Raw genomic sequence first — 19,391 nt, forward strand, 5'->3', positions numbered from 1 at the left:
TAGACATTGACAGCAGAACATGTAATTTTGAGTGAATACAGGGATTTTATACCCTTTTTTAGAAGAAAATACAATTACATGAGATGCTTAAAAGTTCAAAAAACAGAAACCTGAATTTTTAGGGAGAATTGCCCTCTCATGAATAATTCGGGTTAAGTTTGAGTACTTTGGTTTAACAACGTCTGAAATGGAAATAGAACAAACTCTCGGAGAGAAAACCATTGTTTACACATTCGAGTTTGATTCAGAAATCTTTATAAAATACCTTAAAAATTATCTCGACAAACATATTTCTCAATGGGATAGCGAGTATGCGTTTAACGGAGAAGACGTTGTTATAAATTTCTTTAATGAAGTAATTGAAAAAGGTGATATAACGGAAAGAATTTTTTCAAAATAGCGATTGGCAGGTCGTAAATAGATACACATACTTTGCAAATATTACATAAAAATCACAAAATGTAACTAAATTTTAGCATTGAAACTCCGCTTTCATGCGGAAAATAAAAACAGGAGGAAAAGAGGTTTGTCCGGACAATAAATCATGATTTACTCCTGATTAAAATGAAAATATTAGTAGCTTGCGAGGAAAGCCAAGCGGTAACAAAAGAGTTGAGAAAGTTGGGTCACGAAGCATATTCGTGTGATATAGAAGAGTGCAGCGGAGGACATCCTGAGTGGCATATACAAGAAAATGTTCTGCCGTTGCTAAATGGTAATTGTGAATTTCAAACTGTCGATGGAGTGTCGCATGAAATTCATGGTAAATGGGATATGTTAATCGCTTTTCCACCATGTACATATTTAACATCTGCCGGTACACGCCATTACAGCTTAAGAATTAATCCAACTGAGAAAGTTGAAGCAAGAATAAAAGAAAGAGAGAAAGCCGTAGAATTCTTTTTATCGTTTGCAAATGCAGATTGCGATAAAATTGCAATTGAAAATCCAGTTGGATATATGAATACTAATTGGAGAAAACCAAATCAGATTATTCACCCGTATTATTTTGCAGATAGTACTGATGATAAACAAAATTATTTTCAGAAAAGAACATGTCTGTGGATCAAGGGGCTTCCAATATTAGAAAATAAAAAGAATTTACCGAAGCCTGAACCTATGTATATTTGTCAAGGAGAAAAATGTAACGGCAAGGCTATAGGTTGGTGTGAGGGCATTAAAAACACCACAGGCGGACAGAAAGGTAGAGCTAAAGCTAGAAGTAAAACGTTCCCAGGTATTGCAAGAGCAATGGCAGAACAATGGGCTGGATTAAATACATAAGGCATTGAAATTAAAGTTTTAAATAGAGAATTAAAACTAACAAGCACATGATTGCAACATGTGAAAAAAAAGAAAGGGTAATGGTTTCTCGCGAGGTAACAGTACTGTACCCTTAATTATGAATGAAAAATAATATTAACGAAAATACAAGAAGACCAGTAAAATGTGAGATATATCGTGACTCAATGCAGAATTACAAAAAGTATGGAATCAGACCTGCACAGTTAATCATTGCAGATGTTCCATACAATGTGGGGAATAACTTTTATGGATCAAATCCTATGTGGTACAAGAATGGAGACAGTTCAAACGGAGAAAGTAAACTTGCAGGAAAGGCAGCTTTCAATTCGGACTTCAATTTTAATCTTTATGAATACTTTCACTTTTGTTCCAGGATGTTAAAGAAGGATGATATTAAGCCAGTTCCAAGAGGAAGAAGTTCGGATAGTCCTTGTATGATTGTATTCTGCTCCTTTGAGCAGATACAGACATTGATTGATGCAGCTAAGAAACATGGATTCGTAAATTACATACCATTGGTTTTTGTTAAGAATTATAGTCCACAGGTTTTGAAAGCAAATATGAGAGTAGTGGGAGCAACTGAATATGCTTTACTGTTTTTACCGTAACAAACTTCCAAAGTTTAGAAATGGATTACAGATTGATGAAAATGGTAAGAACATTCGTGGAACGGGACATATGGTTTTCAATTGGTTTACATGGGAGAAAGACGGAAAGAACATTCCTAAAATCCATCCAGCACAGAAGCCCGTAAATGTTTTGAAGAAATTAATTGAAACATTTACTGATCCAGGAGATGTTGTGATTGATCCGTGTTGTGGCTCAGGAACAACACTAAGGGCAGCTCATGAATTAGGAAGATCGGCATATGGATTTGAGATTGACAGAAACTTCTTTACCAGAGCCAAAGATGAAATGCTTGCGTTTAGTGGCGGAGAATAATACATAAAATGAAAATTTTAAGGTAAAAAAAAAGAAAAGGAGAAACGAGTTCCTGCAGGACTAAAACACATGTGTTTCTCTAGTGAATTAATGCAATATTTTGGAGGGAAGCAAAGAATAGCTAACGAAATAATCAAAACACTTACCGAGTATGCCGATAAAGACCAGACTCTGGTTGAGCCGTTTGTGGGCGGTTGCAATGTTATATCAAAAATGCGTGGTGAAAGATATTGTTATGATATTAATGAATATTTGATTGAAATGTATAAAGCAATTCAAAACGGATGGATTCCACCGAAGTGTATCACTAAAGAACAGTATGACCACATAAAAGAAAATAAAGATTATGACAAAGCGTTAACCGGCTTTGTAGGAATTGGCTGCAGTTATTCAGGTAAATGGTTTGGTGGCTATGCTAAAAATAACACTGGAAGAAATTACTGCTTAAACGCTCACAATTCAATTATGAAGCAAAAAGATGATATTATGGGCATTAATTTTCTGGCTTGTGATTACAGAGATTTAGTCCATAATTCATGCTTGATTTATTGCGATCCGCCATATAAAGGAACTACACAGTACTCAATTTCTGGGAAATTTGATACGAGCGAATTTTGGGACACTATTCGAAAATGGTCTAAAAACAATACTGTAATTGTATCGGAATACACAGCACCAGATGATTTTAGATGTATTAAAAAAAATACATACTAAAACAGATATTAGAAACAAAAGTAATAAGCAAGAAGAACGAGTTGAGAAATTATTTACATATAAAAAGCTTTGAAGAGAGGTTTCATAGATGTTTTATAAGATAATCCAATGGATCAAAAACAAATTCCGCAATCGTAAAATGAAGAAATTAGTTAGATATTATCGTAGCAGACCTGATGAATTTTGTGAAGAATTTCTCGGAATTAAATTATTTGAACATCAGAAAGAAATGCTAAAAAAGATGATGAATAATGAATAAATATTTAGAGGAGAAAAATAGATGAAAAAACTTGATAACATTTTAAAGGTACTAGAAGAATTTAGAAGAAATCTGATTGATGAACTTAGATTGATTAACAGAGATATTAGAAACATACAGAGTAGAGATAGTATTATTTCAGACCAGGCTGATACAATTAAGCGACAAAATAAGATTATTGATGACTTAATAAACAATATTTATACTCAAGATACTTCATTAGAGGCAGTGATGATTAAACCCTATCGTGGAGCTCCTAAGATTTTTAAAAATGGTAAACGATTAGATTCTGAAAACATGACAAGTTTTGATATCGATTGGAATTATGATTCAAGAATAGATATCTCAGTAAGAAATGAATAAGAATGAAAGTAACGTTTCAACGGAGAATTAAATATGTAGACATTAAAATAAACAGTTAGGAGGTAAGGTGATTTGACCGGTCAGTAAAAGTATACTTTGCTCCTAATACATATTGCAAGAAAGCAAATTTAGTAAGGAAGATTTAGTAAGACTTCAAAATGAAGATGCAAGCAGAAAAATTCAGATTACCACAACAAGAATAATAGAAACATATAGAAAGTTTGATAATCAATGTTACATATCATTTTCTGGCGGAAAAGACAGTACTGTATTAGCATACCTTGCAGCACAAGTTTGTGATTTCCTTCAATGCAAATTGATTCTTTGGTTTTGTGATACAGGTCTTGAATTTCCAGAGGTGAGAGTACATGTTAAGAAATATGAAAAGTGGTTGAAAAGTAAATTTCCTAAATTAGAGATTGAGTTAATTATAGATCACCCGACTGACAAAACTGGAAAAAGAATATTATTTAAAGATGTACTATTATCGGAGGGCTATCCTTTAATCAGCAAAGAGGTCGCCCTGAAGGTAAAAGATGCTGTTAAGAATCCTAATGGGTATTCAGCCCAAAGTTTTTATGAAGGAACTCCTAAAAATATCAAATATCCAAAATTTAAGCTTATAAAATATGAATACCTTCTTCGTGCAGATTTTTCGATTTCCCATAAATGTTGCGATATTATGAAGAAGCGTCCCGCGAAGAAGTTTGAAAAAGAAAGACATTTGACACCAATAATCGGGACTATGGCTTGTGAAAGCAATGTTAGAAGGACGGAGTGGTTGAAGAATGGTTGTAATGCCTTTGATAATGGTCGTCCCATTTCCAGACCAATAAGTTTTTGGTTAGAACAGGATGTACTAAAGGCATTAGTTTTATATGATATACCCCACCCTACAGTATATTGAGAAATAAAATTATGTGATAATGGGTTGTATTATACAACAGGATATGATCGTACAGGTTGTATGTTTTGTGGATTTGGTTGTCATTTGGAGAAAGAGCCAAACAGATTTCAAAGGCTTAAAAAAACGCATCCAAAGATTTGGGAGTATTGTATGAAACCAGTATCAAAGGGCGGGCTTGGTATGAGGAAGGTCTTAAAATATATAGGTGTAAAAATAGAATAACACTTGAAATAATACTTTCAAATGTGGGAAAGGGGGAAGTCCATGCAAATAAAAGAGAGAATAAAGAAGTGGTTGTTCGCCGACGAAATGAACAGAATTCAAAAGCTTGAAAATGATTATAGTGATTTAGATAGTTCGTTCAAGAGAGCGGTTGACTTGTTAGACAAAGCATATGGTAGCTACACTAAGGCTGAAATCTTAGCAGAAAACACGTCAAAGATCGCTGATGACTGTAGAAAGATGATGAACGAAATTTGCGATGTTGGTGTAGACGTAGGTTCCCGTGATAATTATCATAGTTGGGCAGTGGTTTGTATTCACGGTAAAATGGATTTTATGAAGTTTGTTCCTTTAAATTATTCTGATGTAAGAGAGGTTGGAAGATTCTTAAAACAATTTGAGTATTCAAAACGAGTAGTAGATAGTCCTTTTGCTCATGGTATGATAGATGATTTAATTACAAGATTTTAGTGGAATAAAACAACCTTTCATTAAACAGGGAGATAAATACAATATATGAAATTAATAAAAGCAATAGACATTGTAAATTATTATAGTAAATTGATTTTATCAGATGACTCCATGAAATGGGTTAAGCTACAAGATATGGATGAATCTGAAAGAGACGATCTTGAAGAAGCTGTTGAAGAAGTAGAGGCTTTTATTATAGAAATGAGGTGATTAATATATACGGGAATGTTGGTGAAACATGGGTACTGATAAAGGAGTTAAAACTGGAAGCCTTATCACTCACGGATGTTGGAAGTGAATTTAAAATAAAGGATTATTATTCGATACCACACGGGTACGCATCTATCGAATATAATGGGATTTTGTTATTCATTCCAGATCGTGTTTTTGAGGAACACTTTATCAGGCTAAGTGAATACAAAAAGTATTATCAGCTTGGAGATAGAATAATGATAAATGCTAATGGCAATTTCAGTACATATCTTATTGAAAACATAACAGGTGCTGGGCATTATGTGACGTTGGAGCTTGAACAGGATTGAGGAATTTGATGAATAGAAAATATCAGAGAAGAATTGAAGCTAGAGAATGCCCGTTCTGTGGAGATAAATGGATTGAAGTGTATGAAAGCAGATACGGAGGATTCTTTGTAGGGTGTCAGAACTGTGGTGCCGAGATTGGAAATCCTGATCGTGAAGAATGGGCAATTGAGAGTTGGAACGACAGATGGGAGTGTGATTGTGAAAATTGAATTAGAAAATGGAAGTACTATAGAAACCTTGGAATCAGAATATACACCAATTCGTAGTAGACGGGCAAGACTATATGATTTACTGAATGCGCAATACGAGCGTGAATTAACAGAAGATGAGAAGAAAGTTATTGAATCGTTTATGGTAAAGGAACCGCCTGATTTTAAGCAGGAATATAATTGTATTTGGTGTTCGTCGAAAGAGGGAATATAAAATCTACATTTCAAAAGGAGGAATTACGTCATGGAACTAAATGAATATTGGTCGGCACAAGCTGTAGAAGAATATAAGAGCATGTTATATGAGCAAAAAATGCAAAATTATTCATTAGCTTGTGAATTGCAAGCACCGCACGTCATTCATAAAGCAGAAGTTAAACAAGATGGTGATATGTGGTGTTGCATTTTAGGAGATTTACCAACAGGCGTTGTTGGATTCGGTAAAACGCCAAAAGAAGCGTGTGACGAGTTTGATGCAGTTTGGGTAAATGGATATAAAACAAATAGTTGATAAATTAAGGAGAAAAACAATATGAGATATATTTCAGATGACAACAAGGTATTTAATTTAGAATAGGAATGTTTAGAACATGAAAAAGTTTTAAATGAAGAAAAGACTAAAAGAGAAAAGTTGATTGCCGAAAAGAACAAGCGTAAAGATGAAGTTTTGGTAGCCTATGATAATTTTACAAAGTTACTGAAAAAATTTAATGACGACTATGATGAACCAATGGCACTAAATGACTTTTCATATTTAGCAAACAGTTTATTCACTAGAGGAGTTTGGCATCTTTAAATAAAAGTTGAAACGGAAGTTTTATCTGTAAAACAGGAGGATAAATTTTGAAAAAATTAGTAACAACTCCACTTAGTGGAACTATTTGGTGGGCAACGGTTGATGACGGAAAAGGGTTAATAACGGGTGATAAAAAAGATGTTACCGATAACGCGATTTCGGCAGTCTTAGACCATTTTATTATGTCTGACGGATTTAGAGAAAATGGGTTTGCTGGCTATGAATACGATAAAAAAGATGGCGGAATGGTAACTATCTGCGGATTTGACAACAATAAACATGTCGCTGTTTCAAAGGCTTTATATGATGAATTGGTCGAAATTAAACAAAAATACGATAACCTGTGTAAATGATTTTAAACTATAAATAAGAAAATAACAGAAAGGAACAAAGGTGTCGCGACCAAAGAGAATTCTACCTTTCTGGCGAAATAATGGAATTAAACATTATAAAAAATGAAGATTCAATTTTAGGTATGAAAAGCATGGAGGAAGAATGTGTTGACTTAATCGTAACAGATCCTCCGTATAAAACTATAACTGGTGGAGATAGCAATGGTAAAAATTCAGAAAGACCGAAAGGTATGCTTTCTGGTAATCGTAAATTATTTAAGCATCAAAACATTAAGATATCTGATTGGATGCCAGAAGTATATAGAATATTAAAATCTGGCTCTCATGCTTATATCTTTACCAATTCACTAAACTTAACTTAACTGAAATGTTAAACGAATCACAAAGGGTTGGTTTCAAACTACATAACTTGCTTGTATGGGAAAAGAATAATTGTACTCCATCGCAGTTTTACATGAAGAATTGTGAATATGTTTTATTCCTTAGAAAAGGAAAAGCAAAGTGGATTAACGATATCGGGGGGAGTAAAACGGTTCATCAATTTAATAACATCATTGGGAGTAAAACTCACCCATGTGAAAAGCCAGTTGAATTATTGAAATTTTACATAGCAAATTCGAGCAATATGGGAGATGTGGTATTTGATCCGTTTATCGGTACTGGTTCAACTATGGTTGCCGCCAAAGAACTCGGAAGACAATATTTTGGATTTGAATTAGAGACACCATATTTTGATGTGGCTACAAATAAACTGCTAGATATAGTTGATAAATAAAATATAAACACAATATATAGATGTAATTTATGCATGAAATTGGGATTTTAAATCAATTACATCAACAACAATCCCAATAATTTTACAATTTTACAATTAAATATAGGACTTATCAATAAGCAATTAAATTTATACTCAAACATACACAAAAGTGGACACTTGTATATTACATATCTTTTGTATATGGCTTATTGGTAGGTTTCAAGCCTAAGTGACTGCATTTATGGAAACATATATTGCAGATATGAACTACGTTGTGAGAAAAAGTTAAAGACTTACCTTTAGATGTAATCTTCAGTCTGAAGCTCTAAGAGTGCCAATCAAGAAACTAGTCTAATGTCCTGATTAGATAACAGAGAAACACACGAACTCCTCATGACATTGGCAAGAAGAAAAATTCTCCGAAAGGAAGGTATCCAGAAATGGAATATAGTTTTGTAATAGATAAAAACAACAAGCCTTTAGCACCAACAAAGGTAAATAAAGCATGGTATTTAATAAGAAAAGGAAGAGCAACACTAAAAAGTAAATATCCTATGGTAATCCAACTCAAGAAAGAGATTGAAGCTGGTGAAGACAACGATGAAACGCATATTATGTGTGGTATTGACGATGGATCTGTTCATGTTGGTATCGCAATTGTACAAAAGTGTTCTACAAAAAACAAAGTGATATTTAAAGGAACGATTGAACAGAGACAAGATGTTAAACATCTTTTAGATGTTAGGCGAGGATATCGTAAATATCACAGACAACACAAGAGATACAGAAAACCACGGTTTAATAACCGTTCTGCTTCAAAAAGAAAAGGTAGAATTGCTCCAAGTATTAAACAAAAGAAAGATGCTATTATAAGAACTATTGTATGGTTAAATAGATGGATTAATATTAGTGCTTATTGTTTGGAAGATGTTGCAATTGATATCAGAGCAATGACAGACGGATATAAACCTTATAAATGGCAGTATCAGAAATCAAACAGGTTAGATGAAAATTTAAGAAAAGCCACTATTTTACGTGATAAGTGTAAATGTCAAGAGTGTGGTAAATCGAATTGTTTGTTAGAAGTGCACCATATTAGAGCAAAAAGATATGGGGGTGCAAATACAATAGGAAACTTGATTACATTGTGTGGTAGCTGTCATCAAAAAACAGAAGGTAAAGAACAATCTTATGAAGAGATATATTTCAAGAAAATCAATTCTAGTCCCGTAAGACTTGATTATGCAATGCATGTTATGCAAGGAAAGACTTATTTACGTGAACAAATATTACAACTTGGATTTTTACATTTAACGACAGGTGGTGATACTGCTAACAAGCGTATTTTATGGGATATTGAGAAGTCGCATAGTAATGATGCTATCTGTATTACTGGTTGTAAGCCAGATAATTGCAATATTAAAGAGTGGACTATTAAACCCATGAGAAGAAAGTCTAAAGCAAAAACAGATAATGTTCTTGGAATAAAACATAGGGACTTGGTTTCTTATACTTATAAAAATGGTGAAACTCATACGGGATATGTTACAGCATTATATCCAGAATTAAATGCATTAAATTTTCAATCAGATACAAAACATTGTAAAAAAGTAAACGCACGAAAGTGTAAGTTGCTTTGGAAGTATAACAAAATATATTGGTTGGAATGTGCGTGATTGTACATATATGATTATATTTATGAAGGGAGGCAAAAGCGATTAAAGGAATTATTTATGCTGAAGATTTAGCTATGGAATTACTCAAATATCCCAGGGCTTTGGTTTGTGCTGGCAAAATGGGGTCAGATACATATAGAAATGACAGGAAAATAGAGAATGTATTTTTGAGAGATGGTGACACCGTTGTCTTAAATGTAGAAAGTTATGATGAAAATGGAGAATTGAAATATTATCGGTAGGAGGATAGCAAGTGCAGATTAGTAACGTAAGTGTATATGGACTTGAAAATGCAATCAGGGTCAGTAAGTTTCCAAAGGCGGTTAATACAGAAGATTGTACCAAAGAAGTAACGAAAACAACAGCTAAATTGGGATCATGCAAATCGGGTACGGGACATGATAATTTCCTTAAGGGGATAGTGGTTCAGTTCGACATGAGGTTTACTAACAAAATGTCCGTGGAGTTGGAGAGATACCACTTCATCGACTTCATTTCTAGTCAATCAACAATGCATAGGATTACAAAGTTCAGGCTTGAAGACCAGTGTAACGAATATGTAGATCAAAGAATTATTGATATCGTTCAGGAAATGATTGATGTCTATAACGGGTTGGAAGATATGGCGACTGAATTTGCCAAGGATTTGTATTTGAGAATCTTATATAATATTCCGTCCGGTTTTGAGTTGACCGCTGGGTTTACTACAAACTACCAGCAATTAAAAACAATCTATATACAGAGAAAAACGCATCGTCTACCTGAGTGGCGAGAGTTCTGTAAATGGGTTGAAACTTTACCGATGTTTGGAGAATTAGTATTGGGAGGTGCTTAAATGACAATTGTGTTAGTAGGAGCTTCTGGATCAGGAAAGTCTACGATAGAAGATTATTTCGTTTCTAACCTTGGATATGCAAAAATTGTATCTTATACAACCAGACAACCAAGGGCGGGAGAAATTAATGGAAAGGATTATTGGTTTGTTTCTAATCAAGAATTTGGAGAATTAATTTCTAAAGGGGAACTGGCTGAGTATGAAGAATATTCGCAAGGGAGATTTTACGGAACATCTAAAAGTGAATATACTTCCGGAAATAAAATAGTAGTACTTACTCCTAATGGCTTTCGACAGCTAAAGAGAAATTTAAAACTTTCACAAGATATTCTTACTGTTTATGTAGACGCAAGTCTTGGAAACAGAATGGTTCGTTACATAAAAAGATGTGGCGTGGATAAGTTCACATATGATGATAAGAATGAAATTTGTTCAAGAGTCGAAAGAGATTTTGGAATGTTTTTAGGGATTAAAGACGAGGTCGATTTTGTAGTAGATAGTAATGAAAGTGTTTTGAATGCTGTTAATTCTATTATTGGAGAGGTTAGGAAGAGAGAAATTATTAAAGAAGATTTAAGCTGGTCATGAAGTATTAGGTAATGAATGATGGTTTTTATCGGAAAGGAGATTAAGCATGGTATTTGACCAGAATTGTCTTGCTACATATAAGGGTAAGAATAACCCTATGGGATTTATTAAAGGTCATATTTACGAGGTTATTGTTGAACAGAAGAAGCATGGTTGCGAGTTGTCGGTCTATTATGATACTACGATAGGTCATGATTTTGTAAAAGAGAAAATTCCATATGCAAGCGAAAAGAGCTTACAGTATTTCTGGGAATTTTAATCATGAATAAATACAGGAGTGTTTGTTGCGAGTCTTGTTATTATCAAAACAGTGCAGACGAATCAATACGCCTGGCTAAGTTGGGAAGATATTTTGAATCTGAAATAATCAGACCTTGCGATTTGTGCGATGGAGAATTGTGTTGGATATGGAATAAGTGTGATCCGAAAAAAGAATTCAAGGAGGAGTGATAATGAAACATGTATGGCTATGTGGTGCATCTGAAAAAGTTAGCTTTGAAGAAAGCAACGGTTGGCGCGAAGAGTGCGTGGAGAGGTTCGAAAATAATTCTAAGTATTTTAGAGCTTGGAATCCAAACGATTATTATAATTACGATGAGCGGCTTCATAAGTCTGACACTGAAATCATTAGATTTTGTTATAACAAAGTTGAACAGGCAGATGTGATATTAGTTAATCTTCAGAGCATTAGAAGTTCTGTTGGAAGTCTTATGGAAATTGCATGGGCTTATTTACTTAGAAAACCTATTATCGGATTCCTGGAAGATGACCACATCGATATTGGAGGTGAAATTTTACCTCTGGATTTAAATAAAGAGTGTCACCCGTGGGTAATCGAATGTTGTGACAGGATTGAAACTGGAAACAGTGCTATTGAAGATGCTTTGTATTACATAGAAACTTATTATGGTGGAGAATAATTCATGAGAAAAGATGCGTTTAAAAATAAGAGTCAATCTAATATGACGGCGTGGGATTTAGACTGTCCTCAACTATATAAGCCAAGTTGGAGAGGCAAGGCAAAAAGATTATTTAGAAGAATTGCAAGAAGGAAACTAAAAAGGGAAATTGAGGAGGAAGAATGAAGGGATATTGCGATTTGGTAAAACGCGCAACATTAATTGGACTAGCCTTTTTAATCTTATATAAGATGGGACAGTTTGACATTATGAATAGCAATTCATTACTTTTTACAATATTATTTTTTATTGCATATATACTCGTCACATTAGCCATAAGGATAAAGGACAGGAGGTAGAATGACAACAATTTTATTGGTGTGTATTGTAATGCTTTTTATTTCAAGAATCAAGGAAACTCCATCTATGTTAAGCGAAAATCGATACTACGAAAAAGTAAGAGAAGTTATTAAGAGTAACCAGGAGCTTCTAAATAATTTAACATACGATAAAAGAATATTTGTTGAGAATTTCGCAAAGTTTGCAGTATATCCATATTCACTATTCATGTGTTTAATTTACGCTAGCATTGGAGCAAGAGTAGATTCACTGGCGATTCTTTTCTTATCTGTTATGCAGATATGGACAGTAATGATTACTATGTATTTACAAAGAAATGTAAGCTACGTAAGTTTGTATGTAGATGATTTTAAATTCTATAGATGGCATTTCTTATTTAATGTAATTTTGGATTATATTTATTATCCATTGACGTTTGTTGCGTTGTTGATGGGTTATTAAAAGGAGGAATGATGTATTGTTAAAGGTAATTAAAAGAGATTGTACAGAAGTAGATTTTGATGAGTCTAAGATTTCAAATGCCATTATAAAGGCAATGAAAAATGGTAGCGGTATTTTAAATAGAAGAATTGCATTTACAATTGCGAGTGAAATACATGAAGAAAATAAGGATAAAGATGAGTTAAGCATTTCTGAAATTGAGTCTATGGTATACGATAAGTTGATTACAAAAAAGCAAAGATTAACTGCTAAAGCATATGAGGGATATCGCAGCGTCAGAGAATTTCAAAGGGATAATTGCAATACTATTGATGGAGAAATTGATGAATTGCTTAATGGTTCAAGTGAATATTGGGCAAGTGAAAACTCCAACAAAGACGAGAAACTTGTAACTACACAAAGGGATTACATGGCCGGTATTGTAAGCAAAGATATGTGCAAACGATATTTACTCCCACCAGAGATTGTCCAGGCGAACGACGATGGGATTATTCACTTTCATGATATGGATTATTTTGGACAGCGAACACTCCACAACTGTGATCTTATCAATCTCGAAGATATGTTACAAAATGGAACCGTTATTAGCGGAACGATGATTGAAAAACCACATAGTTTCTCAACTGCTTGCAACATTGCAACGCAAATCATAGCCCAAGTAGCGAGCAGTCAGTATGGGGGTCAGACAATTACACTATCTCACCTTGCCCCATTTGTAGATGTAAGCAGACAAAAAATACGCAAAGAGGTAATCACAGAGCGTATTAAACATGGAGACTCTTTAGAAGATAGTGTTGTTAACGATGTTGTCCAAGAGAGACTTAAAAATGAAATAAGTCGTGGTGTACAAACAATCCAATATCAGGTAATCACGCTCCTAACGACGAACGGACAAGCACCCTTTTTATCAATCTGTATGTATTTAAATGAGGTAGAAGATAAGCAGACAAAAGAAGATTTGGCTCTAATTATTGAAGAAGTTCTCACACAAAGGATACAGGGAGTTAAAAATGAAGTAGGGGTTTGGATCACACCTGCTTTCCCAAAGCTTCTTTATGTCCTTGAAGAAGATAATATTTATGAAAATAGTCCATATTGGCATTTAACTGAATTAGCGGCCAGATGTACTGCTAAAAGAATGGTTCCAGATTACATATCTGAAAAGAAAATGCTAGAATACAAGATCGATAAAAATGGAAACGGGAATTGCTATCCGTGTATGGGCTGCAGAAGTTTCCTAACCCCATACATAAATAAAAATGGCGAACCACAGTATTACGGCAGATTTAATCAGGGAGTTGTGACGATTTCACTTCCAGATATTGCATTATCCTCTGATGGAGATGTTGATACTTTTTGGACAATTTTTGACGAAAGAATGGAATTGTGTCATAAGGCATTACAGTGTAGGCATGAAAGACTTGAAGGAACTTCTTCTGATGTAGCACCGATATTATGGCAAAATGGGGCATTAGGCAGATTAAAAAAAGGAGAAAAAATTGACGGATTACTTCATAACGGATATTCTACTCTTTCTCTTGGCTATGCTGGACTGTACGAATGCGTAAAATATATGACCGGTAATTCTCACACCGATGGAGATGTCGGAACTGAATTTGCTATAGAAGTAATGCAGAAGTTAAATGACTACTGTAATAAATGGAAAGCAGAAGAAAATATTGATTACAGTGTTTATGGATCTCCAATTGAGTCAACTACGTATAAATTTGCAAAGTGTTTAAAGAAACGTTTTGGTATAGTTGAGGGGATCACAGATAGAGACTACATAACGAATTCTTATCATATTCCGGTATTTGAAGAAATTGATCCGTTTGAAAAGTTGGAAATTGAAAGTAGGTTTCAAAAGCTTAGTCCAGGAGGAGCTATTAGTTACATTGAGTGTGCCGACTTGACGAAGAATATTTCTGCCGTGTTAGAAGTCATGAAGTTTATATATGACCATATTATGTATGCTGAATTAAATACTAAGAGTGATTATTGTCAGATGTGTGGATTCGATGGAGAAATAAAAATTGTTGAAGAAAACGGAGAATTAATTTGGGAGTGTCCAAGTTGTAAAAACAGAGATAAATCTAAAATGAACGTGACGAGACGGACATGTGGATATATTGGAACTAATTTCTGGAATCCTGGGCGAACTGAAGAAATAGCCGAGAGATATGTCCATTTAGACGATCATAAGTTAGAAGGTGATAAAAATTAAATATGCTCAAATAAGAAAAATGGATATCAGCAACGGAGAGGGAATCGGCATCTCTCTCTTCGTTCAAGGTTGCCATTTTCATTGCAAGAACTGCTTTAACTCATCAACATGGGATTTTGATGGTGGTAAAGACTGGACGGAAGAGGTAAGGGAAAGGTTTTTAGCCTTAGTAAGTAGGGCGCAAATAAAGAGAGTATCTATTCTTGGCGGAGAGCCACTTGCAAATGAGAACCTTATTGATGTACTAGATTTGGTAAATGAAATCAAACATTCATATCCAGAGAAAACCATTTGGTTATATACAGGATATACATGGGAAGAAATATGGAAATCAAAAACAGAGAAATTTAAATACTTTAAAAATAGAGTATTGCGTTGGGAAATAATCTCTATGTGCGATGTGATGGTTGACGGGCGTTATGTAGATGAATTAAGAGACATTAGCCTTGCGTGGCGTGGTAGTAGTAATCAAAGAGTAATAAATGTAAAGGAGTCATTAAAACAAGAAAGGCTAGTTTTGTATTGTGATTAAAAGAAAAGAATTGGAAATGTCTATTAAATTTTTTGAAGATGAAATATATCAATTTAACATAGCACTTGGTGGAATACTAAATGAAGATTACAAAGAGTATCTAAAGAACAAAAAGGCATATTACGAACTAGCGGCAAAAGCAATTATAAACTTAAGTGGAGAAATAGTTTAGAGAGAGGTAATATATGGGGTTTGTTTCAGGAATTATTATAGGATTATTTATTGGTACATTAATAGGTTTAATCTTAACATCTTTGTGTGTAGCTAGTTCTAGAAATTGGGAGGAAGAAAAAGACGAATAATTGTTTAGTATATGCAAACAGTAACAGTTGACAATTTACAATGCAAACATCTACGGTTGCAAACGTAGGACTTACATAGATGACAAGGATACCGGTATCCTCTAAAACTAAAATTTTGGAGGACATATGAGAAAATTATTTACAGTAGGCATGTTGACCGCATGTCTCACCCTTACTATGCCCATGGCAACATGGGCGAATAATATAGAAGAAACCGTAACAACGGCACAGTTTGATAAAGCACTACCTTATGTAACAGACATGACACCCAAATATACACAGGCAAATGTGAATATTAGGAAAGAACCTAACACAGATTCAGAGATTTATGGACAAACACTACTCAATACTACCGTAGACGTAATTGCTGAAATAGGTGGTTGGAGTATGATTTACGCTGAAGATTGTGAGTATAATCGTGCTTTTATCAAGAGTGATTATCTCTCGGACTCTGAATTTACATATACAGATGAGGATTTGCTGGTATTCGCCAAAATTGCATGTGGCGAAGCACAGTATTGCGATGATCAAGAACAGAGATATGTCCTTTCTGTATTTTACAATAGAATTAAGCATAAAGATTATCCAAACTCAGCCATTGGAGTTGCAGGTGATAAAAGATGGGGAGTCCAATATTCATCATGGTATGATGGAAATGCTAATAGGGAAACTACGAAGAATAATTACGAAAACGCAAGATACATATTAGAAAACGGAAGTGAACTACCAGATTATGTGATAGGACAATCTCAGTCGGTACCAAAAGGAAGGAAGTTATATCTAAAAACAAAATATCACTGTTATTGGTATTAAGGTAAGCCGCCACTAGGCGGTATTACTTACTAGGAGGTGTTATCAGAATACAAGATTCAGCGATGAAAGACATGTTGTCAACATTGATAAATGGTGGTAATATAACAGTTAGCGATGTTGTTTCTGTTCTTTATGAAAATAAGGAGAAGAAGCAAATGGAAGATAATTTTAAGTTACCCCAAATAGGATATAGAAAAGATAGAAATGAATATTATCTTACAGTACCGGTGAAATTTAGCAAAACCGGTAAAAGGTACCCAGTATATGGAAAAACGGAAGAGGAGGCTGTTTCCAACTTTAAATTAGAAATTGCTCTATTCAATGATCATGTGCATCCAGATGATACAAGCAAGGGAGTTCCAAATTTACATGGTATGATTGAGTATACCATGAAAAATTTTATTTATGGTAATGTAAGAGACACCTCTTATTTAAAGTATGAAAATATAGTGAAAAAACACTTATACCCCAATCCGATCTGTAAAAAGCAAATTGATAATATATCATCTTTGGAATTAACTAAATTTTTTAGGAGTGAAGAAATAGCAACTCTGAATGCTAGTTCACTGTCGACTATTAAGATGGTGCTCTCCAAAACTTTTTTGAGAACTAAGGAGAAAAATTATCGTAGTGACAATCCAATGGAGTTTGTGGAGGTGTCTTACGTCAAGTGCAAGCGGAAGCAGAGAAAAAAGCAAATTGTCCTAGACAGTGAAATTGAGACATTGATAAATTACATCTTCTATGCGAGCAGAACGGTTGTCCAATATAGATACGCTCCTATTTTCTTAGTAATGCTTTATGGTGGACTTAGAATAGGAGAAGCAATGGCACTAAGAGAAGGTGATATTGACTTTGACAACAAACTGATTACTATCGACAAGCAAATAGCCTATATTCCTAAAAGAGATAAAAATCTTGATAAAATAAAAATGACTCAAGAGGAAGTATCTCCTAAAACAGACTCATCAATAAGGACTATTATGCTCACCGATCAAGTGGAATTTTGGATTAATTTCATGATAGAGCAAAATAAGAAACTTCCTAATAGGGATCAAGACTATATTTTTGTAAACAAAAAGGGGATGATACCTGCAAAAAGTTCGGTCAATCTCCTCTGGCACAAGCTGTTAGAGGCTAGTGAAATTCCATTTTGCACACCACATAAATTAAGGAAGACCTTCATTACTAAGTTACTTAACAGCGGAATAGCATTACCTGACGTTGCTGCTCTAGCTGGACATAAGAATAACTCTTCTGTAACACTGGACTCATATTACGTTAGTTCATTAGACAACAAACAGGAAGATGGTCTTGTTGACAACATAGGAAATATATTTAAAATGCATGACAACAAAGACAACACTTTGACAACAGTAGAGATGAATAAATTTATTGGCTAGAAATTATAGGAAATGGCGTAAATACAAGGTAATTTTAGATAGTGCTATTGGACGTAAAATTTTTCTTTTAATATCTGAATAACTCTTTCACTCTTGGTAAGAATATTATCGAGGTGATAAACGTGAAGGAGAAAATAAGTCAATTGTTCAAGGATAAAGTATTCCTTGTCCTGTTGGTTCTAGGCCTGCTGACTATAGTAGCTGCAGCAGGAGTCATTACTGTTCAAAGAGGAAATGGTGGAGGAGAAAGCCCTTATCTGAAAGTACCGGATCAGAGCGATATGATTGTTGAAGAATCAGTCCCCCAGGATACACAGGTAGCTGTTGCAGGAGATTCCAATGCGACAAAAAATGTTAAAGATGAAATGCAGGCTGTTGATTCATCCAAAGCCACAGCCCAGAAAGAAACACAGGCAGCAAAAGCCGCAGCAGACAAAAATGCAGCTAAGTCACTGGCACTTAATTTTAACGACTCCACCAAAATGACCTGGCCGGTACGCGGAAACGTTATTTTGGACTACAGCATGGATACAACCATCTACTTCCCAACACTGGATCAGTATAAATGCAATCCGGGTGTGGTAATTCAGGGAGATGTCAGTACGCCGGTAGTCGCACCTGCCAATGCAAAAGTGCAGGAAATCGGTTCCAATGAAGAAATTGGCAACTACGTTGTTTTGAACATGGGCAACAAGTACACTGCTGTCTGCGGTCAGTTAAAAGAACTGAAAGTAACAGCCAATGAATATGTGAAAGAAGGCCAGGTACTGGGTTATATTGCAGAACCCACAAAGTATTATTCCGTAGAAGGAGCCAACATATTCTTCGAATTGACCCACGAAGACAAGGCCATTGATCCTCTTGACTATATGCAGTGATCATACTCATGAAATATTAGGAAAAAGTTATAAAAAAATAATAATTTGTTCATACGTCATTAAGAGTCATCTGCTATACTAAGTCCGTACATCAAACGGGGAGTGTGGCTATGAACATATTGTTTTTTTTAACACCTAAGAATGAAGTGGCTTATATTTACGAAGATGATTCTCTGCGTCAGGCGCTGGAGAAGATGGAGTATCACAAATACTCCGCCATACCTGTAATCAACAGGAACGGCAAATATGTTGGAACCATAACCGAAGGGGACATGCTCTGGGGAATAAAGAATAAATTCAATTTAAGTCTGAAGGAAGCGGAGAATGTGACGGTAGCCGCTATTGACAGAAGATCGGATAACCGCCCCGTTTTTGCAGACTCCACGATGGAAGACCTGGTTGATATGGCTTTGAACCAGAATTTTGTACCGGTGGTGGATGATCAGAAGAATTTTATTGGGTTAGTAACCCGTAAGGATATCATACGCTACTTTTACAAGAAGTCCCAGGAAGTGAAAAAGTCCGACGAGATTAAGGTCAGGACTATAGTAAGTAATTAAGCAGATGTAAAAGTAAAAGCGTTTCCGGCTTTTGGGCCGG

General features: G+C 34.6%; 30 protein-coding genes. All 30 read left to right on the forward strand.

The features are described 5' to 3' along the window. Positions 1 to 621: 621 nt before the first annotated feature. The 30 genes from DS742_RS23675 to DS742_RS23795 all read left to right on the forward strand — a co-directional run bounded on the left by DS742_RS23675 (position 622) and on the right by DS742_RS23795 (position 19,351). Positions 622 to 1,284, forward strand: coding sequence for a hypothetical protein (locus tag DS742_RS23675; protein ID WP_242996725.1), 663 nt, complete (start codon positions 622 to 624; stop codon positions 1,282 to 1,284). A gap of 185 nt (positions 1,285 to 1,469) precedes the next feature. After that, positions 1,470 to 1,913, forward strand: a complete 444-nt coding sequence (locus DS742_RS29620; RefSeq protein WP_242996727.1) for a hypothetical protein — start codon at positions 1,470 to 1,472, stop codon at positions 1,911 to 1,913. After that, on the forward strand, positions 1,891 to 2,247 hold the full coding sequence (locus tag DS742_RS29625; RefSeq protein WP_242996729.1) for a DNA methyltransferase: 357 nt from the start codon (positions 1,891 to 1,893) through the stop codon (positions 2,245 to 2,247). The genes DS742_RS29620 and DS742_RS29625 overlap by 23 nt, the downstream gene beginning before the upstream one ends. 69 nt (positions 2,248 to 2,316) lie before the next feature. After that, positions 2,317 to 2,961 carry a DNA adenine methylase gene (locus DS742_RS23685; protein WP_170313559.1) on the forward strand — a complete coding sequence of 215 codons (645 nt, stop codon included), beginning with the start codon at positions 2,317 to 2,319 and terminating at the stop codon, positions 2,959 to 2,961. A 280-nt stretch (positions 2,962 to 3,241) separates the two neighbouring features. Further along, positions 3,242 to 3,583: a hypothetical protein gene (locus tag DS742_RS23690; RefSeq protein ID WP_117419423.1), complete on the forward strand. Its 342-nt coding sequence runs from the start codon at positions 3,242 to 3,244 to the stop codon at positions 3,581 to 3,583. A 112-nt stretch (positions 3,584 to 3,695) separates the two neighbouring features. Further along, positions 3,696 to 4,490 carry a phosphoadenosine phosphosulfate reductase domain-containing protein gene (locus DS742_RS23695; protein ID WP_242996731.1) on the forward strand — a complete coding sequence of 265 codons (795 nt, stop codon included), beginning with the start codon at positions 3,696 to 3,698 and terminating at the stop codon, positions 4,488 to 4,490. Between the two features lie 264 nt (positions 4,491 to 4,754). Next, positions 4,755 to 5,183: a hypothetical protein gene (locus DS742_RS23700; RefSeq protein ID WP_242996733.1), complete on the forward strand. Its 429-nt coding sequence runs from the start codon at positions 4,755 to 4,757 to the stop codon at positions 5,181 to 5,183. Between the two features lie 45 nt (positions 5,184 to 5,228). Beyond that, on the forward strand, positions 5,229 to 5,393 hold the full coding sequence (locus tag DS742_RS29025) for a hypothetical protein (protein WP_170313560.1): 165 nt from the start codon (positions 5,229 to 5,231) through the stop codon (positions 5,391 to 5,393). Beyond that, positions 5,390 to 5,725 carry a hypothetical protein gene (locus tag DS742_RS23705; protein WP_117419425.1) on the forward strand — a complete coding sequence of 112 codons (336 nt, stop codon included), beginning with the start codon at positions 5,390 to 5,392 and terminating at the stop codon, positions 5,723 to 5,725. Before DS742_RS29025 ends, DS742_RS23705 begins: the two co-directional genes overlap by 4 nt. A gap of 8 nt (positions 5,726 to 5,733) precedes the next feature. Further along, on the forward strand, positions 5,734 to 5,934 hold the full coding sequence (locus tag DS742_RS23710) for a Lar family restriction alleviation protein (RefSeq protein ID WP_117419426.1): 201 nt from the start codon (positions 5,734 to 5,736) through the stop codon (positions 5,932 to 5,934). Beyond that, on the forward strand, positions 5,924 to 6,148 hold the full coding sequence (locus tag DS742_RS23715; RefSeq protein ID WP_117419427.1) for a hypothetical protein: 225 nt from the start codon (positions 5,924 to 5,926) through the stop codon (positions 6,146 to 6,148). Before DS742_RS23710 ends, DS742_RS23715 begins: the two co-directional genes overlap by 11 nt. 30 nt (positions 6,149 to 6,178) lie before the next feature. Continuing rightward, the gene (locus tag DS742_RS23720) at positions 6,179 to 6,445 is read left to right on the forward strand and encodes a hypothetical protein (protein ID WP_117419428.1); all 267 of its coding nucleotides are present in this window, start codon (positions 6,179 to 6,181) and stop codon (positions 6,443 to 6,445) included. A 332-nt stretch (positions 6,446 to 6,777) separates the two neighbouring features. Beyond that, entirely contained in the window at positions 6,778 to 7,083 is a 306-nt protein-coding gene (locus DS742_RS23725; RefSeq protein ID WP_117419429.1) for a DUF7446 family protein, read from the forward strand. An 80-nt stretch (positions 7,084 to 7,163) separates the two neighbouring features. Continuing rightward, complete coding sequence (locus DS742_RS28620; RefSeq protein WP_147325856.1) at positions 7,164 to 7,445, forward strand: site-specific DNA-methyltransferase; 282 nt, start codon at positions 7,164 to 7,166, stop codon at positions 7,443 to 7,445. A 5-nt stretch (positions 7,446 to 7,450) separates the two neighbouring features. After that, complete coding sequence (locus DS742_RS23730; protein WP_117419430.1) at positions 7,451 to 7,858, forward strand: DNA-methyltransferase; 408 nt, start codon at positions 7,451 to 7,453, stop codon at positions 7,856 to 7,858. A 422-nt stretch (positions 7,859 to 8,280) separates the two neighbouring features. Further along, positions 8,281 to 9,516 (forward strand): RNA-guided endonuclease IscB, encoded by a 1,236-nt coding sequence (iscB, locus tag DS742_RS23735; protein WP_117419431.1) that lies wholly within the window; start codon positions 8,281 to 8,283, stop codon positions 9,514 to 9,516. Positions 9,517 to 9,590: 74 nt separating this feature from the next. Continuing rightward, positions 9,591 to 9,758: a hypothetical protein gene (locus DS742_RS29030; RefSeq protein WP_170313562.1), complete on the forward strand. Its 168-nt coding sequence runs from the start codon at positions 9,591 to 9,593 to the stop codon at positions 9,756 to 9,758. Positions 9,759 to 9,769: 11 nt separating this feature from the next. Continuing rightward, the gene (locus tag DS742_RS23740) at positions 9,770 to 10,351 is read left to right on the forward strand and encodes a hypothetical protein (protein WP_117419432.1); all 582 of its coding nucleotides are present in this window, start codon (positions 9,770 to 9,772) and stop codon (positions 10,349 to 10,351) included. Further along, positions 10,352 to 10,939, forward strand: coding sequence for a guanylate kinase (locus DS742_RS23745; protein WP_117419433.1), 588 nt, complete (start codon positions 10,352 to 10,354; stop codon positions 10,937 to 10,939). Between the two features lie 46 nt (positions 10,940 to 10,985). Beyond that, positions 10,986 to 11,198, forward strand: coding sequence for a hypothetical protein (locus tag DS742_RS23750; protein ID WP_117419434.1), 213 nt, complete (start codon positions 10,986 to 10,988; stop codon positions 11,196 to 11,198). A 193-nt stretch (positions 11,199 to 11,391) separates the two neighbouring features. Beyond that, positions 11,392 to 11,859 (forward strand): nucleoside 2-deoxyribosyltransferase, encoded by a 468-nt coding sequence (locus tag DS742_RS23755; RefSeq protein WP_117419435.1) that lies wholly within the window; start codon positions 11,392 to 11,394, stop codon positions 11,857 to 11,859. A gap of 3 nt (positions 11,860 to 11,862) precedes the next feature. Beyond that, entirely contained in the window at positions 11,863 to 12,024 is a 162-nt protein-coding gene (locus DS742_RS29035; protein ID WP_170313563.1) for a hypothetical protein, read from the forward strand. Between the two features lie 174 nt (positions 12,025 to 12,198). Beyond that, a complete protein-coding gene (locus DS742_RS23760; protein WP_117419436.1) occupies positions 12,199 to 12,639 on the forward strand; it encodes a hypothetical protein in 441 nt (146 codons plus the stop codon). A gap of 16 nt (positions 12,640 to 12,655) precedes the next feature. Further along, a complete protein-coding gene (gene nrdD / locus DS742_RS23765) occupies positions 12,656 to 14,863 on the forward strand; it encodes an anaerobic ribonucleoside-triphosphate reductase (RefSeq protein WP_117419437.1) in 2,208 nt (735 codons plus the stop codon). Next, positions 14,850 to 15,395, forward strand: coding sequence for an anaerobic ribonucleoside-triphosphate reductase activating protein (gene nrdG, locus DS742_RS23770; RefSeq protein ID WP_242996735.1), 546 nt, complete (start codon positions 14,850 to 14,852; stop codon positions 15,393 to 15,395). Before nrdD ends, nrdG begins: the two co-directional genes overlap by 14 nt. Next, positions 15,388 to 15,567: a hypothetical protein gene (locus tag DS742_RS23775; protein WP_117419438.1), complete on the forward strand. Its 180-nt coding sequence runs from the start codon at positions 15,388 to 15,390 to the stop codon at positions 15,565 to 15,567. The genes nrdG and DS742_RS23775 overlap by 8 nt, the downstream gene beginning before the upstream one ends. A gap of 256 nt (positions 15,568 to 15,823) precedes the next feature. Then, the gene (locus DS742_RS23780) at positions 15,824 to 16,510 is read left to right on the forward strand and encodes an SH3 domain-containing protein (RefSeq protein WP_117419439.1); all 687 of its coding nucleotides are present in this window, start codon (positions 15,824 to 15,826) and stop codon (positions 16,508 to 16,510) included. Between the two features lie 155 nt (positions 16,511 to 16,665). Next, complete coding sequence (locus tag DS742_RS23785; RefSeq protein ID WP_024346092.1) at positions 16,666 to 17,913, forward strand: tyrosine-type recombinase/integrase; 1,248 nt, start codon at positions 16,666 to 16,668, stop codon at positions 17,911 to 17,913. 122 nt (positions 17,914 to 18,035) lie between these two features. Further along, complete coding sequence (locus DS742_RS23790) at positions 18,036 to 18,791, forward strand: M23 family metallopeptidase (protein WP_117419440.1); 756 nt, start codon at positions 18,036 to 18,038, stop codon at positions 18,789 to 18,791. A 110-nt stretch (positions 18,792 to 18,901) separates the two neighbouring features. Beyond that, on the forward strand, positions 18,902 to 19,351 hold the full coding sequence (locus DS742_RS23795; protein ID WP_104436368.1) for a CBS domain-containing protein: 450 nt from the start codon (positions 18,902 to 18,904) through the stop codon (positions 19,349 to 19,351). Positions 19,352 to 19,391 lie beyond the last annotated feature (40 nt).

The organism is Lacrimispora amygdalina (assembly GCF_003432035.1).
Taxonomy (GTDB): domain Bacteria; phylum Bacillota; class Clostridia; order Lachnospirales; family Lachnospiraceae; genus Lacrimispora; species Lacrimispora amygdalina.

Bases quoted from the DNA above. Each gene is read 5' to 3' on its own strand.
- DS742_RS29620 (WP_242996727.1), top strand. From the start codon at position 1,470: ATGCAGAATTACAAAAAGTATGGAATCAGACCTGCACAGTTAATCATT.
- DS742_RS29625 (WP_242996729.1), top strand. From the start codon at position 1,891: ATGCTTTACTGTTTTTACCGTAACAAACTTCCAAAGTTTAGAAATGGA.
- DS742_RS23685 (WP_170313559.1), top strand. From the start codon at position 2,317: ATGTGTTTCTCTAGTGAATTAATGCAATATTTTGGAGGGAAGCAAAGA.
- DS742_RS23690 (WP_117419423.1), top strand. From the start codon at position 3,242: ATGAAAAAACTTGATAACATTTTAAAGGTACTAGAAGAATTTAGAAGA.
- DS742_RS23700 (WP_242996733.1), top strand. From the start codon at position 4,755: ATGCAAATAAAAGAGAGAATAAAGAAGTGGTTGTTCGCCGACGAAATG.
- DS742_RS29025 (WP_170313560.1), top strand. From the start codon at position 5,229: ATGAAATTAATAAAAGCAATAGACATTGTAAATTATTATAGTAAATTG.
- DS742_RS23710 (WP_117419426.1), top strand. From the start codon at position 5,734: ATGAATAGAAAATATCAGAGAAGAATTGAAGCTAGAGAATGCCCGTTC.
- DS742_RS23720 (WP_117419428.1), top strand. From the start codon at position 6,179: ATGGAACTAAATGAATATTGGTCGGCACAAGCTGTAGAAGAATATAAG.
- DS742_RS28620 (WP_147325856.1), top strand. From the start codon at position 7,164: ATGGAATTAAACATTATAAAAAATGAAGATTCAATTTTAGGTATGAAA.
- DS742_RS23730 (WP_117419430.1), top strand. From the start codon at position 7,451: ATGTTAAACGAATCACAAAGGGTTGGTTTCAAACTACATAACTTGCTT.
- iscB (WP_117419431.1), top strand. From the start codon at position 8,281: ATGGAATATAGTTTTGTAATAGATAAAAACAACAAGCCTTTAGCACCA.
- DS742_RS29030 (WP_170313562.1), top strand. From the start codon at position 9,591: ATGGAATTACTCAAATATCCCAGGGCTTTGGTTTGTGCTGGCAAAATG.
- DS742_RS23745 (WP_117419433.1), top strand. From the start codon at position 10,352: ATGACAATTGTGTTAGTAGGAGCTTCTGGATCAGGAAAGTCTACGATA.
- DS742_RS23750 (WP_117419434.1), top strand. From the start codon at position 10,986: ATGGTATTTGACCAGAATTGTCTTGCTACATATAAGGGTAAGAATAAC.
- DS742_RS23755 (WP_117419435.1), top strand. From the start codon at position 11,392: ATGAAACATGTATGGCTATGTGGTGCATCTGAAAAAGTTAGCTTTGAA.
- DS742_RS29035 (WP_170313563.1), top strand. From the start codon at position 11,863: ATGAGAAAAGATGCGTTTAAAAATAAGAGTCAATCTAATATGACGGCG.
- DS742_RS23760 (WP_117419436.1), top strand. From the start codon at position 12,199: ATGACAACAATTTTATTGGTGTGTATTGTAATGCTTTTTATTTCAAGA.
- DS742_RS23780 (WP_117419439.1), top strand. From the start codon at position 15,824: ATGAGAAAATTATTTACAGTAGGCATGTTGACCGCATGTCTCACCCTT.
- DS742_RS23785 (WP_024346092.1), top strand. From the start codon at position 16,666: ATGGAAGATAATTTTAAGTTACCCCAAATAGGATATAGAAAAGATAGA.
- DS742_RS23795 (WP_104436368.1), top strand. From the start codon at position 18,902: ATGAACATATTGTTTTTTTTAACACCTAAGAATGAAGTGGCTTATATT.